Annotated in this window: 18 protein-coding genes; 6 read left to right on the top strand and 12 right to left on the bottom strand. The window is 71.8% G+C overall.

The features are described 5' to 3' along the window. Nucleotides 1-183 precede the first annotated feature (183 nt). From STRNI_RS35025 to STRNI_RS35010, 4 genes are all read left to right on the top strand, one after another. The gene (locus STRNI_RS35025; protein ID WP_277412644.1) at nt 184-1,137 is read left to right on the top strand and encodes a histone H1-like repetitive region-containing protein; all 954 of its coding nucleotides are present in this window, start codon (nt 184-186) and stop codon (nt 1,135-1,137) included. A gap of 6 nt (nt 1,138-1,143) precedes the next feature. Further along, nucleotides 1,144-2,139 (top strand): SRPBCC family protein, encoded by a 996-nt coding sequence (locus STRNI_RS35020; RefSeq protein ID WP_159490583.1) that lies wholly within the window; start codon nt 1,144-1,146, stop codon nt 2,137-2,139. After that, a complete protein-coding gene (locus STRNI_RS35015) occupies nt 2,136-2,999 on the top strand; it encodes a Rieske (2Fe-2S) protein (RefSeq protein ID WP_277412643.1) in 864 nt (287 codons plus the stop codon). The genes STRNI_RS35020 and STRNI_RS35015 overlap by 4 nt, the downstream gene beginning before the upstream one ends. Nucleotides 3,000-3,379: 380 nt before the next feature. Next, nucleotides 3,380-4,348, top strand: a complete 969-nt coding sequence (locus STRNI_RS35010; RefSeq protein WP_159490579.1) for an SDR family NAD(P)-dependent oxidoreductase — start codon at nt 3,380-3,382, stop codon at nt 4,346-4,348. 110 nt (nt 4,349-4,458) lie between these two features. On the opposite strand, the gene STRNI_RS35005 is transcribed toward STRNI_RS35010, so the two are convergent. Together STRNI_RS35005 and STRNI_RS35000 are read right to left on the bottom strand one after the other, a co-directional pair. Then, nucleotides 4,459-5,076, bottom strand: a complete 618-nt coding sequence (locus tag STRNI_RS35005; protein ID WP_277412642.1) for an SAM-dependent methyltransferase — start codon at nt 5,074-5,076, stop codon at nt 4,459-4,461. Beyond that, nucleotides 5,073-5,825 (bottom strand): PIG-L deacetylase family protein, encoded by a 753-nt coding sequence (locus STRNI_RS35000; protein ID WP_277412641.1) that lies wholly within the window; start codon nt 5,823-5,825, stop codon nt 5,073-5,075. Before STRNI_RS35000 ends, STRNI_RS35005 begins: the two co-directional genes overlap by 4 nt. A 234-nt stretch (nt 5,826-6,059) precedes the next feature. Between STRNI_RS35000 and STRNI_RS34995 the strand changes: the two genes are divergently transcribed. Then, on the top strand, nt 6,060-6,596 hold the full coding sequence (locus tag STRNI_RS34995) for a Dps family protein (protein WP_093638985.1): 537 nt from the start codon (nt 6,060-6,062) through the stop codon (nt 6,594-6,596). A gap of 75 nt (nt 6,597-6,671) precedes the next feature. Here STRNI_RS34995 and STRNI_RS34990 read toward each other — a convergent pair whose 3' ends face one another. The 9 genes from STRNI_RS34990 to STRNI_RS34950 form a co-directional block, all read right to left on the bottom strand. Beyond that, nucleotides 6,672-6,845 (bottom strand): CsbD family protein, encoded by a 174-nt coding sequence (locus STRNI_RS34990; RefSeq protein ID WP_018090737.1) that lies wholly within the window; start codon nt 6,843-6,845, stop codon nt 6,672-6,674. Nucleotides 6,846-6,857: 12 nt separating this feature from the next. Beyond that, the gene (locus STRNI_RS34985) at nt 6,858-7,271 is read right to left on the bottom strand and encodes a gas vesicle protein K (protein ID WP_109888221.1); all 414 of its coding nucleotides are present in this window, start codon (nt 7,269-7,271) and stop codon (nt 6,858-6,860) included. After that, the gene (locus STRNI_RS34980; RefSeq protein WP_277412640.1) at nt 7,261-7,509 is read right to left on the bottom strand and encodes a gas vesicle protein; all 249 of its coding nucleotides are present in this window, start codon (nt 7,507-7,509) and stop codon (nt 7,261-7,263) included. The genes STRNI_RS34985 and STRNI_RS34980 overlap by 11 nt, the downstream gene beginning before the upstream one ends. Next, nucleotides 7,506-8,321, bottom strand: a complete 816-nt coding sequence (locus STRNI_RS34975) for a GvpL/GvpF family gas vesicle protein (RefSeq protein ID WP_277412639.1) — start codon at nt 8,319-8,321, stop codon at nt 7,506-7,508. Before STRNI_RS34975 ends, STRNI_RS34980 begins: the two co-directional genes overlap by 4 nt. After that, the gene (locus STRNI_RS34970) at nt 8,318-8,806 is read right to left on the bottom strand and encodes a gas vesicle protein (protein ID WP_277413361.1); all 489 of its coding nucleotides are present in this window, start codon (nt 8,804-8,806) and stop codon (nt 8,318-8,320) included. Before STRNI_RS34970 ends, STRNI_RS34975 begins: the two co-directional genes overlap by 4 nt. A gap of 99 nt (nt 8,807-8,905) precedes the next feature. Further along, nucleotides 8,906-9,157: a gas vesicle protein GvpG gene (locus STRNI_RS34965; protein WP_018090742.1), complete on the bottom strand. Its 252-nt coding sequence runs from the start codon at nt 9,155-9,157 to the stop codon at nt 8,906-8,908. A 9-nt stretch (nt 9,158-9,166) separates the two neighbouring features. Further along, entirely contained in the window at nt 9,167-9,880 is a 714-nt protein-coding gene (locus STRNI_RS34960) for a GvpL/GvpF family gas vesicle protein (protein WP_159490571.1), read from the bottom strand. 3 nt (nt 9,881-9,883) lie between these two features. Next, a complete protein-coding gene (locus tag STRNI_RS34955) occupies nt 9,884-10,339 on the bottom strand; it encodes a gas vesicle structural protein GvpA (RefSeq protein WP_109895981.1) in 456 nt (151 codons plus the stop codon). Nucleotides 10,340-10,426: 87 nt separating this feature from the next. Then, on the bottom strand, nt 10,427-10,837 hold the full coding sequence (locus STRNI_RS34950) for a gas vesicle protein GvpO (RefSeq protein ID WP_093638747.1): 411 nt from the start codon (nt 10,835-10,837) through the stop codon (nt 10,427-10,429). A gap of 274 nt (nt 10,838-11,111) precedes the next feature. On the opposite strand from STRNI_RS34950, the gene STRNI_RS34945 reads away from it, so the two are divergent. Beyond that, nucleotides 11,112-13,241: a SpoIIE family protein phosphatase gene (locus STRNI_RS34945; protein ID WP_277412638.1), complete on the top strand. Its 2,130-nt coding sequence runs from the start codon at nt 11,112-11,114 to the stop codon at nt 13,239-13,241. 136 nt (nt 13,242-13,377) lie between these two features. On the opposite strand, the gene STRNI_RS34940 is transcribed toward STRNI_RS34945, so the two are convergent. After that, nucleotides 13,378-15,015 (bottom strand): phytoene desaturase family protein, encoded by a 1,638-nt coding sequence (locus tag STRNI_RS34940; protein WP_277412637.1) that lies wholly within the window; start codon nt 15,013-15,015, stop codon nt 13,378-13,380. Between the last annotated feature and the right edge of the window lie 25 nt (nt 15,016-15,040).

Below are 15,040 nucleotides of genomic sequence, written 5' to 3'. Positions count from 1 at the left end.
ACCCGGCCACCCAGCGGGACCGGCCCCTTTCACAGCGTGGTCCCGGAGGGCTTTTCGGCCCGCTCAAGATGCGGCGGTCGCGACTCCGATCACTCTGGAGATAGGGCAGAAACGACGCCGCCAAGTGGCGGCCCCCTGCACAGACGCCCATCGGCCGCACGTCCGGGAAAAGGTGACGCACCCATGAATGACGGAACCAAGGTCCTGCTGGCCGCCGCTCTGGCCGGCGGCTATGTGCTGGGCCGCACGAAGAAGGGCCGGTTCGCCCTCACCGCGGCGTCCTATATCGCCGGACGTCAATTCGGGCTTGAACCACGCCAGCTCGTGGCCCAGGGGATGCGCAAGCTGAGCGAGATCCCCCAGGTCGCAGAGCTGGGTGAACAGCTGCGCGGGGAGGTGCTGGACGTCGGCAAGAAGGCCTTGACGACCGCCGCCAACCGCCGTCTGTCGACGCTTGCCGACACGCTCCACGACCGTACCCACGCGCTCGAATTCGGACCGGAGGAGCCGGAAGAGGAAGAAGAAGGGGAGGAAGAAGAGGGGGAATACGAGTACGACGAGGAGGAAGAGCCGGAGGAGGAAGAGGAAGAAGAGGAGGAGCCCGAGGAGGAGGAGCCCGAAGAGGAGTACGACGAGGGCGAGGAGGAGGAGGAGGAGGAGGAGCCCGAGGAGGAGGAAGAAGAAGAGGAAGAGGAGCCCGAGGAGCCGCCCCGCCGGCGTACGCCACGAGCGGCTGCGCAGAAGAAGGGCGGGCGGAAGCCGCCCGCCAAGAAGACCGCCGGGAAGAAGGCTGCGGCCGGCCGGCCGGCCGCGAAGAAGACCGCGGCGAAGAAGGCCGCGCCCGCCAAGAAGACCGCGGCCAAGAAGGCTCCTGCGAAGAAGACCGCAGCACAGAAGACGGCCAAGAAGGCACCCGCCAAGAAGGCGGCCCCGGCCAAGAAGGCGGCGGCGAAGAAAACCGCCGCGAAGAAGACGGCAGCGAAGAAGACCGCGGGAAAGAAGACCGCCGCCAAGAAGACGGCCTCCAAGGCCGCTGCCAAGAAGGCTCCTGCGAAGAAGACTGCCGCACGGAAGAAGGCAGCTCCTGCGAAGAAGAGCGCCAAGAAGACATCATCGCGCGTCGAGCGCCGGAGGTAACCGGTCATGGCCAAGACGGGACAGGACAACGCGGACTCGGGCCTCGATCGGCTGCGAGAAGAACTGGGGAGCTACGCGACGAAATGGGTGGGGAACCTGGCCGAACGGGCCGGCGACAAACTCATGGACGTGACCGGACAGCTCACCGATGTGGCCGAGAACGGCGGCTCGCTGTCCAAGATCGCGGGCAATCTTCTGGGCGGTGACTCGCCCATCAAGGCCGCCGTCAAGGGAACGGCGGAGAACGTCAAGGACACCGTCACGGGGAAGGCCAAGGAACTCTTCGGTGGCGGAAAGCGCAAATCGGGGGACCAGAAGGTCACCAACATCATCGAGGTCCTCGATGTCGGGGTGCCGCTGCGCACCGCCTACGACCACTGGACGCAGTACGAGAAGTTCAGCAGCTTCACCAAGGGCGTACGCAATGTGTCGCTGCACGACGAGACGACCAGTGACTGGAAGGCCAAGGTCGGTCCGTCGACGCGCGGCTGGAAAGCCACCGTCCAGGAGCAGGTGCCGGACGAACGCATTATCTGGACGTCCGAGGGCGCCAAGGGATCGACCCGCGGTGCCGTCAGCTTCCATGAACTGGCGCCCAATCTGACCCGCATCGTGCTGGTCGTCGAGTATTACGCCTCGGGATTCTTCGAGAAGACCGGAAATATCTGGCGCGTCCAAGGACGGCGGCTGCGGCTGGACTTCAAACACTTCCAGCGCTACGTCACCCTCACCGACGAAGAGCCGGAGGGCTGGCGCGGCGAAATCCGCGAGGGCGAGGTCGTACGGACCCACGAAGAGGTCGTCGAGGAGGAAGAGGCCGAGGAGCGCGAGGGCGAGGAAGGCGAGGAGGAGGACGAGGAGTACGCCGAGGAAGGCGAGTACGAGGACGAGGACGAAGACACGGACGAAGACGAGGAAGGCGAGGAAGGCGAAGAGGAAGAGGAGGACGAGGACGGCGAATGGGATGAGGAAGAGGAAGACGAGGAGGAAGAGGAGGAATGAGTTCCGCACTCGTGAAGTCACTCGACGCGCTGGGCCGCTGGGAGCAGCTGGACACCGTGATCGGCCCGGTGCAGCGGGTGGTGCGCGGCCTGCCCCTGGGGCGTTTCCGCGATGTGCTGCACGGCCTGCCGATCGGTCATCCGCTGCACCCGGCACTGGTGCAGGTTCCGATGGGCGCATGGCTGTCCGCCGCGGTGCTGGACGTCGTCCCGGGGACCCGGCGCAGTGCCCGCCTCCTGGTGGGGGTGGGCGTCCTGTCGGCCGTACCGGCGGCATGGGCCGGCTGGGTGGACTGGGCCGAGCAGCACGAGGACCAGATGCGTACCGGCCTGGTGCATGCGGCGTCGATGGCGCTGGCCATCGGCCTGTACTCCAGGTCCTGGGTGCATCGCGGCCGCGGCGGCACCGCGCACGGCAAGCTGCTCGCGTTCGCCGGACTGTCCGCGGCCGGGGCCGGCGCCATGCTCGGCGGGCACCTCGCCTTCCGGCAGGGCGCGGGCGCCAACAAGGCGGCGCCGGTGCCGCACCTGCTGGAAGAGGGCTGGCACCCCGTGGGCAGGGTGGAGGACTTTCCGGTCGGCGAGGCCGTGCGCCGGGAGCTCGGTGAGGTACCCCTGCTGGTGGTCCGTCAGGCGGGCGGGGAGATCCATGTCCTCGCCGGGCGGTGCAGCCATCTGTCCGGGCCCCTGACGGAGGGCACCATCGCCGACGGCTGTGTGACGTGCCCCTGGCACGGCAGCGTCTTCCGGCTGGCGGACGGGGCGAATGTCGCCGGTCCGGCGACCGCTCCCCAGCCCTCCTTCCGGGTGAGCGTGGAGGGCGACGGCTCGGTTTACGTGCAGTTGCCCGGCGCGGGCTGAACCGTACGAGGGCCTGCCCAGCGGACGAGGCCTGGCGCGGACGAGGCCTGACGTGGACGAGGCCTGGCGCGGCCGCGCCGCCCGTACCGCCGAGCCGCCCGTACCACCGAGCCGCTCCGGGCAGCGCACGGCAGCCACCGCCCGACTGGCCCAACGCCCCCTCGCGGGTGCCGCGCACCACTGCGGGCCTCCCCCACCCTTGGCGGCCCGGCAGTCCATGCCGTGAGTGTGCGCGAACGCCCTGCTCAGCGGCGCGTGCGCCGGGCCCGCCGTACTCCGCGGCCCGCTACCGTCGAAGGCAGCAGGCGTTCGGCGTCCGGCCTCGCCCCGCGGGGCCGCGCCCCGTCCGTGCCGATCCGCGCCCAGTGGAAGGGCTCATCATGCGTGTGCTTCCGGCCGCTCCCTCGATCGAAGGGCTCACCGCTGTCGTCACCGGCGGCTCGCGGGGGCTCGGGCTGCTCATGGCCCGCCAGCTGCTGCGGCGCCGCTGTGATGTCGTGCTGCTGGCCCGGGACGAGGCCGAACTCGGCAGAGCCGTCGGCAAGCTGAGGCAGTGGGGCGGCGGGACGGTGCGCGCCGTGGTGTGCGATGTGCGCGACCGCGCCGCGGTGCAGGACCGCCTCGCGGAGATCGCCAGGGACCACAACCGGCTGGACATCGTCATCGCCAACGCCGGCATCATCCAGGTCGGCCCCGCGGACGCGCTGGGCTCCGACGGTTTCGAGGAAGCGATGGACTCCGTCTTCAACGGGGCCCTGAACACCGCGCTCGCCGCCCTCCCCCACCTCCGGCGCAGCCCGGCCGGCGGCAGGCTGGCCCTCGTCGGGTCCGTCGGCGGTCTGCTGGCGGTGCCGCATCTGCTGCCGTACTCCTGCGCCAAGTCCGCGGTGGCCGCGCTGGCCGAAGGGCTGCATGCGGAGGAGGCCCCGCACGGCGTCACCGTGACCGCGGTCCACCCCGGCCTGATGCGCACCGGGTCGCATGTCCACGCCCTCTTCGGCGGGGACCGGCGCCGGGAGTACGCCTGGTTCTCGGCGCTGGCCGGGGCCCCGGTGCTGTCCATGAACGCCGAGCGGGCGGCGGAGCGCATCGTGACCGCGCTGCAGCGGCGGCGGCCCCGTATCGTGCTGACGCCGGCGGCCAGGCTCGGTGCCACGGCGCACGGGCTGGCGCCGGTGACCACCACCCGGCTGGTGTCGGCGGTCGCCCGGGTGCTGCCCCGCAACGGCGCACGCGGCACCGTCGACGGTTCGACGGTCGCCGCCGGGGAAAAGCCACCGGCCCGGCACCTTCGCGGTGTCCTCGGCGCCCTCAACGAACGGGCGGCCGACCGCTTCAACCAGCGGTGAGGGCCCGTACGTCCGGCAGTGAGGCCGCGCTTGCGGTGATGCGTGCCCGTACGGTCGCGAAGGCCGTGCTCCCGGGCGCCGGCCTCCGCCCCCGGAGCGCTCAGGTGCGGTCACACCAGGCCTTCTTGCGCCGCGGGAGAGGGGGGCGCGCCCCCGTCGGGGTAGCGGCGCCAGAAGCTCTGCAGGGTGAAGTCGGGGTCGTGGGTCTCGGTCAGCAGCCGCAGGCCGGGGCGAGCGGCGAGGACGGGGGCCAGGTCGCGGCCGGTGCGGCGGTGCTCGGGGACGGGGTGGTTCCAGTGCACGGCGACGAGGGTGCCGCCGGGTTCGAGGCTGTCAAGGGTGCGGCCGAGGATCTCGTGCAGCGCGGTGTCGTCGAAGTAGTGGAGGAGCTCGGACAGCACGATCAGATCGAAGGTGCCGTCCGGCCACTCGTCGGGGATGGTGAGGGTGCGGACCTCCACCTGCGGCAGTGCGTGGGTGCGTTCGGCGGCGGAGACCACGGCCGAGGGCATCCGGTCGGTCGCGAGCAGCCGGTCACAGCGCTCGGCGAGCCGGGCGGTCAGCACGCCGACGGAGCATCCGGGTTCGAATGCGGCACGGTAGCGGCGCCGGGGCAGCGAGGCGAGGGTGAGGGCGTATTTGCGCTGCTCGTACCAGCGTCCGGCGAGGTCCCAGGGGTCGACCGCGCCGGCGTACATCGCCTCGAAGTAGGCGGGCGGCGTACTCATCGGAAGACCACCTCGAACGGCCTGGTGTGGTGGGCGAGTTCCTCCGGCGGCAGGATCGCGGCGTCGCCGTCACCGTCGCCGAGCGGGTGAAGCCGGCTGACGAACCGGCCGAGGGCCGCGGCCTTGCGCCGGGCCGCGCCGGCCGGCAGCAGGAGACGGGCGGCGCTGTCCCAGGGGACGCGGGGGTCGGCGGGGCGCGCCCAGTGCCACATCCGGACGGGATACATCCACAACGGCACGCCCGAGGAACGGCAGGCGGCCGCGGCCGCCCGGCCGGCGGCTTCGTGGTCGCTGTGCAGATCCCCGGTCCAGGGCGCGACGCAGAGGGCCGCGTTCACCGCGTACAGCCGTGCCGTGATCTGGTGGCGCACCGCCGTCTCGTGACGGTGCACCTGGGTGTCGGGGATGCGCAGGCGCTGCGGGCGCAGCGACGGCAGTCCGAGGTCGCCCAGGGCGTCGCGGAGTTCGGCCGCGCGGACCGCAGCGCGCCGGGCGGCGGTGAGCCGGGTGCTGTCCGGGTGGGAGCCCTCACCGTCGGTGACGGAGAGGACCTGGACATCGGTACCGTGTGCCGCCAGCGCGGCCATGGTGCCGCCGAAGCCCAGCACTTCGTCGTCGGGGTGTGCCGCGACGACCACGACCGGCCCGGCGGGCAGCGGCACGTCGGGCAGGCGGTCGAGGGCGGGCCAGGACGCCCAGTCCGCCTCGGGGGTGCCCACGCCGGCGGAGAAGGTCGCATCGGTCGTCACATCAGCTCCTCACCGGAGTGGTCCGGTCGCTCAACAGTCTGCGGTGATCAGCGCGCACCTCGCATTTCGGAGCAGCCCGGAGCGTGGCGGCGGAGAACGGAAAAGCGGAGCGGCCGGGTGTTTTCGCGCCGCGTTGCCGGGCACGCGAACCGGCACGACAGGAAGAGCCGACCTGTGGCGAAAGGAGAATGCACCGTGGCTGCGCGCAATTCCCCCGCCTATACCGTTCCCGGCATGACCGAGTCCGAAGGGGGAGAGGTCATCGGACGGCTGCGGCTCAGGCTGCACGCGCTCAATGACCTGGCCCTCACCCTCAAGCATGTGCACTGGAATGTCGTGGGGCCGCACTTCATCGCCGTCCACGAAATGCTCGATCCGCAAGTCGACGCGGTCCGTGCCATGGTCGACGCGACCGCGGAGCGCATCGCGACGCTCGGCGGCTCCCCGACCGGGACACCGGGCGCACTGGCCGCCGAGCGGACCTGGGAGGACTACTCCGTCGGACGGGCGCAGGCGATCGAGCACCTCGGTGCGCTGGACGTCGTCTACTCGGGGGTCATCAGGGACCATCGGGCGGCGGTGGCCGCCACCGACGGGGTCGACCCGGTGACCCAGGACCTGCTCATCGAGCATCTGCGGTCCCTGGAGCTCTTCCAGTGGTTCGTCCGGGCGCATCTGGAGAGCGCCGGCGGCACGCTCAGCACCGGTTCCGCCAACGGGCTGTCGGAGGCGGGCCACGCGGCGGCCGAGCAGGCGCGCCGGCAGCCCTGAGCGGGCGCCGCGCGGTGCGCACCCCAGGGCGCCGGCCCCGCCGTTGCACGGAAGGCGACGGCGGGGCCGCAGCGGTCAGTGTTTGAAGGTCTCCCGGCCCTTTTCCACCGCCTGCTTCATTTTCCCCATGGCCTGTTCCGCCTTGCCTCGCCTTTGGAGGCCTTTGTTTCCGAGGGCCCTCCCGGTCGTTTCCTTGGCCTTTCCCTCGACGATATGGCCGATGTTCCTGGTCTTTTTCGCGATGCCCATGTCGCGCTCCCTTCAGGGTTCTTCGGCGGGTGGCAGAAGGGTCCCGAGCGGCCCGAGATCCAAATTGAGGTCCTGCATCGTCAGCTCATATCGGGCGCAGAGTTCGACCATGCGGTCGTGCAGAATCATCAGCGTCGCGCCCAGGCGTTCCTCCTGTTCCTCGGTGAGGTCTCCGGCGTCGACCCGTTGCAGGGCCTGACGCTCCATGAGCTGGCGCAGCAGCTCGACCAGGGTGAGGACGAGCTTGATCAGGTCCCGCTCCACCGTGTCGGGGTCGGCGCTGATCCGGTGTGCCGGGCGCCGGGCCGCCGCGCTGTTCGGGGGCGGGATGTCCTGCGGTGCCGCGGGCAGCAGCCGGAAGGCCCGATGGGCCGCGTCGGCGACATCATCGAAGCGGCTGCCGGGCCGGCGGTCCTCAGCCGTCATGGTCGTCCCGTACCGAGGGTGCGAGGGCGGACCATGGGGAGGGGTTCTGTTCGCTGATGGAGACGATCAGCGCGCGCAGCGAGATACGGACGAGGTCGATATCGGCGATGGAGAGCACGACATCACCGGTGAGGACCACACCGCCGCTGAGCAGCCGGTCCAGCAGATCGATCAGCGCGATCTGCCGGTCCGGCAGCGGTTCGTCCGTCGTTGCCGACTGCCCGCCCGCCGGCCTCATGGCACGGCTCCCTGCTGCGGTTCGGCCTCGGGCGGCGTGGCGAAGGAGTACGGGGCCCAGGGCCCGGTGACCTCGACGCGTACGCCGGACAGTCCCTCGGCCGCCCGGGTGACATCGGCGCGGAAGCTCTCGGCGTCCCGCAGCGGCACGAGGTAGGCGTCGTTGACGACGTTCTCGCCCGGCCCGCCGGCGAGTTCGCCCTGCTGCACCCGGTGCTGGACCCGGTCGACCGCATGGCCGCGGGCGGCGGCCTCGACGCGCCGGGCGACCTCTTCGGCGTCGCGGTAGGCGTCCTCGCGGGCGTGCCGCTGCGCCTTGCGGTGGCTGAGGTAGGCCCGTCCGGGGCTCAGGCCCTCGTCCGCGGGCGGTGCGGCCGGCCGGTCGGTGGGCGCGGGCGCCTCGACGTAGATCTTGACGCCCCACTCGGTGTGCGCGGCCAGGTCCGCCAGCCGGCCGGCGAACGCCTCCTGGCGGGCATCGACCATGCGCCGCACCCGCTCGTCGTCGAGGTACACCGTCGCGAGCCGGAGCGGCAGGACCGTGGTGCGGGCGGCCAGCGCCTCGATCACCCGGTGATGGGCCCGGGCCACCGACTCCAGCCAGTCCAGATCCTCCAAGTTCGCGCGCAGCGCGGCCTCTTGGAAGTCCTGCTCGGGCACCGGGCTCACGGCGACCACCACCTCACCCCGGTCCCCCGCACGCACCAGATGGACCGGTGCCTCCGCGACTCCCGGCAGTCCGGTCAGCGCCTCCGCCAGCGATCCGTCGTCATCCCGCGCGACGGCGTACGCATAGCTGATGACCTCGGTCATGAGGTGTCCCGCCTCTTGGTACGGGAGCCGGACGCGTCCCGTTTGGTGCGTGCGCCACGCGCGGGACGGCGGGCGGCACGACGGCGCTCCTCCTCGGCCTCGCCCTCAGCCTCCTCCTCGCCCGCATCCTCAACCTCGTCCTCCTCCTCGTCCTCGGCCGGCGGCAGTTCGTCGCCTTCGCGCAGGGCCTGGATCTCGGCACGCAGCCGCTTGTTCTCGTCGGCGAGCGAGCGGTAGCCGTCGGACGCGCGGGACGAGAGCGAGGGGTCGTGCTCCCACCAGTCGATGCCCATCTCCTTCGCCTTGTCCACCGAGGCGACCAGCAGGCGCAGTTTGATGGTGAGCAGTTCGATGTCCAGCAGGTTGATCTGGATGTCGCCCGCGATGACGATGCCCTTGTCCAGCACCCGCTCCAAGATGTCGGCAAGGTTCGCCGAGGAGCCCTGGCCGCCGGCCGGGCCGGCCCGGGACGGGTAGTCGCCCATCCTCCTGGCGACGGGTTCGTTCACGGCCGCTGCACCTCGATTCCCGGCGTTGCGACGGGAGCGCGGGGCGGCGCTCCCGTTCCGCGGCGGCCACCGCGGTCAGATGTCGGTGCCCTGGGCATGGGCCCTGATCTCGTCCAGCCGGTCCAGCAGCTCGTCCTCCCGCCGGTCGAAGGTCTCCTCGGAGATGTCTCCCGCCAGCAGCGCTCGTTCGAGTTCGGCGAGCTCCCGCTCGACGGGTTCGGGGTCGTAGTACTCGTTCTCCGCGGCCTCCAGGGCCCGTTCCATGACCCAGGCCACGCCGCGCACCGGTGCCAGCGGAAGGGTGGCTAGTTGACTCAACAGGCCCATGGTGACTCCCTAGACGAAGCTGTAGGCGGGCAGCGGGCCCAGCAGCCGGAGGTCGAAGTCCTCCCCCAGCTCCTTGGCGAGATCCCGCTCCGCGCCGAGGAAGCTCTTCTCGTTGTCCTGTTCCACCAGGTAGGACACGCTCACGAAGTCGTTCCCGCCCGGGGGCGAGATGCGCTCCTCCCGCGCGAATCCGCGCAGCGCATCGAGGACCCCGGCGGCGAGCTGCTCCTGCCGTGCCTGCACTTCCCCGGCGACCAGTTCACCGAGGACGAGCGGGACATCCGGACTGGCATTGCCGCTTCTGATCTGCTCGTTGAGCTCTCGTGCCTGATCCGACTCCGTGAGGATCTGCCGTAGCAGCGCATCCTCGTCCTGGGCGGCCTTCAGGTGGTATTCGGCGCAACCCTCCAACGCCTCCAGCCGCTCGGTGAATTCGTCCGTCCGCTCCTTCAGGACGGCCCGTACGGCCTCGTCGTCCGTGGTCGTGAAACCGAACTGCAAGGGCAGGACCGTGCCGTCGGCCATCAGCCGTTCCTGGACGGCCTGATGTGCGCCGAGGTCGCGGCGCTTGGGACGCAGCTCCTCCGGGGAGTCGCTGACGACGGCGGACAGCTTCTTGCTCTGCACCGTACGCAGCTCGGACGGCGGGTTCCCCACTCCGTGGAGGCCTTCCAGGCGCTGCGGATGGCTGGTCGCGACGATGGAGTAGACGTAGACCGACATCGCTCATTCCTTTCGTCGCCGGGCCGGCCGGCGAGCGGGCCGCTCGCGCCGCTCGGCGGGCTCCTTGTGCCTCGACTCGTGTTCCTCGTCCTCATCGCCGCCGCCCTTGAGGGCCTCGGTCACCGCTTCCGCGGCGCCGGACAGGGCGCCCTTGGCCTTGCCGTGCGAGCCGCCCTCGGTCACCTCACCGACCAGGTCGGTCAGCTGGGAGGGTGCCTTGCGGCCTGATTCCAGGTCGAGGCGGTTGCAGGCCTCGGCGAAGCGCAGGTAGGTGTCGACGCTGGCGACGACGATGCGGGCGTCGATCTTGAGGATTTCGATGCCCACCAACGACACACGCACAAAGACGTCGATGACCAGACCGCGGTCCAGTATCAGATCGAGGATGTCGTAGAGGTTTCCGGAGCCTCCGCCGCCGCCTGCGGCAACGGTTCCTCCGCTTTGCGGCACCACAGTCACGGTGCCTCCCTTCACCGGCTCACTCCGGCCTTTCGGAGTGGCCGTATCGTTCGCCCGGCGAACGGTCCCGCGTGGCCTCCCGGGGCCCTATCGACGGTCGATCTGGCCTCGGGTGTAGCGACGGGTGCGCTCGTACGCCACCAGTTCGCCTTCCTTGTCCAGCATCACGCGGTAGGTCGCCATCACGCTGGTGGTCCCGGGGACACGTTCCAGCTCCAGGACTTCCACGTCCGCCTGCCAGCCGTCCTCTGTCGGCTTCACCGCGGAAACGGACTCGGGAGCCCGTCCCAGCAGTTCCTTGAGCTGCTCGGCCGCGTACCGCATGGCACGTGGCGCCGAAACACGGCGGCCCGCGCGCGGCGCTTCGCTCTCACGCTCGCCGCTGCCGGTCCGGGCACTGCTGGCTCGTGTGGCGGTCTTCTTGACGGTCTTCTTGGCGGTCTTCTTACTGGACGGTCGCCGGACTCGTTCGGTCTCGTCCTGTTCGCCTGCGGCCATGTTCCCTCTCCGGAATCGGAGGCGACATGCTGCCCGCGCCACTGTAAAAGGGCGCCACTACATGATATACGGCCTGAGCTGAGCGCATCTTGGGGCGAAAGTGCCTGGTCCCGCGGGCAGCGGACCGGACACCGGCAGCGAGTGCCGCGGCCCGGTGGGCGGCGTAACGTCAGCAGTGTCCCGGGAGAGACGTCATGACGGTCTCGGCACGGGGAGACACCGGCGGGCCGGAGTGGGTCTCGATGGCGCGACGACAGCTGTGTGCAGGTGCGCGATGACCGGCGGGACCGGGTCCGGCCCGGTGGACGACCCCGTGGGCCGGGCGCTGCTGCGAGCGATGCAGGAGAGCGGGGCGTCCGCCGGCGGGGTCTATGTGCTGGCGGCCGACGCGCCGGTCCTGCAGCTGACCGTCATGAGCGGGGTGCCGGCGCCGTTCCTGGCGCCGTGGGACCGCGTCGCGCTGGCAGCCCCCATCCCGGTCGCCGTCGCCACCCGCGAACAGCGCCTGGTGTGGGTGGGCGGCCAGCAGCAGATGGCCCGCGACTTCCCCCGTACGGCGGTGGCGGTGCCGTACGACTTCTCGCTGGCGGCGGCTCCGGTCAGCGGCCCGGCCGGCAGCCGGGGCGCCTTGCTGCTGCTGTGGCCCGCCGGCCATGCGCCGCGGCTGTCGGCGGAGGAACGCGGGGCGGTGGAGGCCGCGTGCGGGCGCCTGGCCGCGCTGCTGGCGGAGCTGCCCCGGTCCGACGGCTCCGGTCCGGCCGAGGCACCGCGGGTCCGCACACCGCCGCCGGTGCGGGCCGTGAGCCCGGACGAGGCGCGGGCGGCGGCCGACTACCTGGAACGGCTGCCCGGCGGCTGCTGCGCCCTCGACCTGGAGGGACGGATCACCCTGGTCACGAAGGGCGCGACGGAGCTGCTCGGCGAGAAGGGCACCCGGCTGATCGGCTCGCGCCCCTGGGAGGTCCTGCCGTGGCTGCGCGACCCGGTTTTCGAGGACCGCTACCGCGCCGCGGTGATCAGCCGCCGGCCGACGTCGTTCACCGCCAGCAGGCCACCGCACCACTGGCTCACCTTCCGGCTGTTCCCGGACGCCAGGGGCCTGAGCGTGTGGATCAGCCCGTCGGACAAGGACTACGGCCCGGTGGAGCCCGCCCCCGCCCAGGGGGAGGTGCTGCCCGTGCGGGCCGGCCAGATCTACCACGTACTGCATCTCGCGGCCGCCCTCACCGAGGCCGTCGGCACTCAGGACGTCGTCGGTCTCGTCGCCGACCAGATCGTGCCGGCGTTCGGCGCCCAAGGCATGATCATGTACGTGGCGGAGGCGGGCCGGCTGCGGACCATCGGGCATCGCGGGTACCCCGCCGAGGCGGTGGCCGCCTTCGAAGGGGTCGCCCTCGGCGCCGCCAACAGCCCCGCCGTGCACGCCCTCGCCACGGGGGAGCCCAGCTTCTTCACCTCCCCCGAGGAGATGGAACGCGATTACCCGGGGCTGCCGCGTCTGACGGGCAAGGCGGCGCGCGCCGTGCTGCCGCTGATCGTGTCCGGCCGCCCGGTCGGCTGCTGCATCCTCTCGTACACCCGGCCCCGCACCTTCAGCCTGGAGGAACGCCAGGTCCTCACCTCACTGGCGGGGCTGATCGCCCAGGCGCTGGACCGGGCCCGGCTCTACGACACCAAGCACCAGCTGGCGCACGATCTGCAGGCCGGCCTGTTGCCGCACGGGCTGCCCAAGGTGCCGGGGTTCGCCGTCGCCGCCCGTTATCTGCCGTCGACCCGCGGTATGGACATCGGCGGCGACTTCTACGATCTGATCCGCCTCGACGAGGACAGCGTCGCCGCCGTCATCGGTGATGTGCAGGGCCACAACGCGGCGGCCGCCGCCCTCATGGGGCAGGTCCGCACCGCCGTCCGCGCCTATGCCACCGCCGGTGCCGCGCCGGGCGAGGTCCTGGCCCGTACGAACCGGCTGCTGACCGATCTGGACCCGGGGCTGTTCACCAGCTGCCTGTACGTCCACATCGATCTGCGTACCCGCCGGGCGTGCCTGGCCTGCGCCGGCCACCCACCGCCGCTGCTCCGCCACCCCGGCCGGCACACCACGGTGCTGCATGTGCCGCCGGGACTGCTGCTGGGCATCGACCCCGCGGCCCGGTACTCCACCACGGAGATCACCCTGCCGCCGAAGTCCGTCCTGGCGCTCTACACCGACGGCCTGATCGAAACGCCGGGCGCCGATCCGGACCGCTCCGTCGCCGACCTCGCCGCCCGCCTCAACGACACGCCGCCGCTGGGCCCGGACCGCCTCGCCGACGCCCTCCTGGAGAACCGGCACGGCGATGCGGACCGACAGGACGACGTGGCGCTGATGCTGCTGGCCGCGCTGCCGGTCGGTCCGATCACTTGAGCGCGGGAATCTGACGACAAGTCACCTACACATGTTCTGAAGGGAGTTGACGGAGGATCGGCCGGCGGAGCCCGCTCGTGCCCACCGGCACCCCGTAGTCACCACCTCCGCTCCCCATGCCGTGCACTCGCCCCGTTCACCACCCGCCCTCCCTCGGAGCCCGCAGCGGTGCGCCGCCGCGGTGGAGGGCACGCTGGGCCCGGCTGAGGACACCGCTCGGCGTGCGGGTGCGCAGCGCCGCGCGGGCCGCGTTGGCGCCGGGGGCGCCGTGCACCCCGCCGCCCGGATGTGCCCCGGCGGAGGCCAGATAGAGGCCCGCCACCGGGGTTTCCGGGCGGGCGAGACCCGGCAGCGGCCGGAACACCAGCTGCTGGTGGAGGGCGGCCGTACCGCCGTTGAGGGCGCCCCCGTACAAATTGGCGTCCAGCGCCTCGAACGTGGGCGGGGCGAGAATGCGGCGGGCCTTGATCCGGGACCGGAAGCCGGGCGCGAAGCGCTCGACCTGCTCCTCCAGCCGGTCCGCCATCGCCTCCTGGTCCCCCGGGCCCCAGGCCCCGCCGATCCCGTCCTCCCCCGCGTCCCCCCGGATCCGGTGGGGTACATGGGTGTAGGCCCAGGCGGCCTCGGTGCCCGGCGGGGAGCGGGTGGCATCCGCGGTGGTCATCTGGCCGAACAGGGCGAAGGGCCGGTCGGGCACCTGCCCCGCGGCGATCTGGGCGGTGAAGCGGGTGAGTTCGTCCATTCCGTCGGCCAGATGCACGGTGCCCGCGGTGGCGGCGGCCTCGGCGGTCCACGGCACCGGGCCGCCCAGCGCCCAGTCCACCTTGAAGGTGGCGAAGTCCCATTGGAAGCGCCGCAGGTCCGCCGGCAACCGGTAAGGGAGATGCCGGGAGTCGACCAGCCGGCCGTACAGGGCGGGCACGGACACATCCGCCACCACGGCGCGGCGGCCCGGCACCGTCTCCCCGATCGCGGTACGCACCGCCACCGCGCGCCCGGAGCGTACGACGACCTCATCGACCCGCTCCCCGCAGCGCAGCACCCCGCCCCGGCGCTGCAGTCGCCGCACCAGGGCCGAGGTGAGCGACTGGGCGCCACCGGCCGGCACCGGAAAGCCGTAGCTCTGGCCGAGCATCGACATCAGCCATCCGAAGCCGCCGCTGCCCGCGGCCTCGGGGGTGAGGTCGGTGTGCAGGGCGTTGCCCGCCAGCAGCAGCCGGCCCGCCTCGCCGCGGAACTCCTCCTCGCCCAGGCGCCGTACGGGCAGCAGCATCGTCCGCGCCAGCCGCAGCCCGCCGGCCCCGCGGACCCGGGCGGCGAGCCGGGCCAGGGCACGCAGCGGCGGGAAGGGGGCGAACAGCGCGTCGAGGAGATCGCTGCCGACCCGGCCCCAGACGCCGCACAGCTCCTGCCAGGCCGCGCCGTCGCCCGTGCCGAAGGTCTCCAGCCCCGCCGCCGTGTCGGCGGTGGTGCGCCCCAGCAGCGCGCAGCGGCCGTCGCTCAGCGGATGGGCCAGCACCTGGGGCGCATGGCTCCAGACCAGCCCCTCCTCGTACAGGTCCAGGGCGGCGATTACCGGGGAGGCGGCGGCCAGGGGATAGAACGAACTGCACAGGTCGTTGACGAAGTCGGGGTGCACCGCACGGTCGCTGCGGACCGCGCCGCCCGGCTCGTCCTGCTGCTCCAGCACCTCCACCGTCCACCCGGCGTCGGCCAGCAGGTTCGCCGCGACAAGTCCGTTGGGTCCGGCACCGATCACCACTGCGTCCGGCATCGCTGCCTCCTGTCCACCCGGCCGT

Source organism: Streptomyces nigrescens, from assembly GCF_027626975.1.
GTDB lineage: Bacteria > Actinomycetota > Actinomycetes > Streptomycetales > Streptomycetaceae > Streptomyces > Streptomyces nigrescens.
Note: the sequence above shows the minus strand (reverse complement) of the source record. Positions and strands in the feature narration are given on the sequence as shown.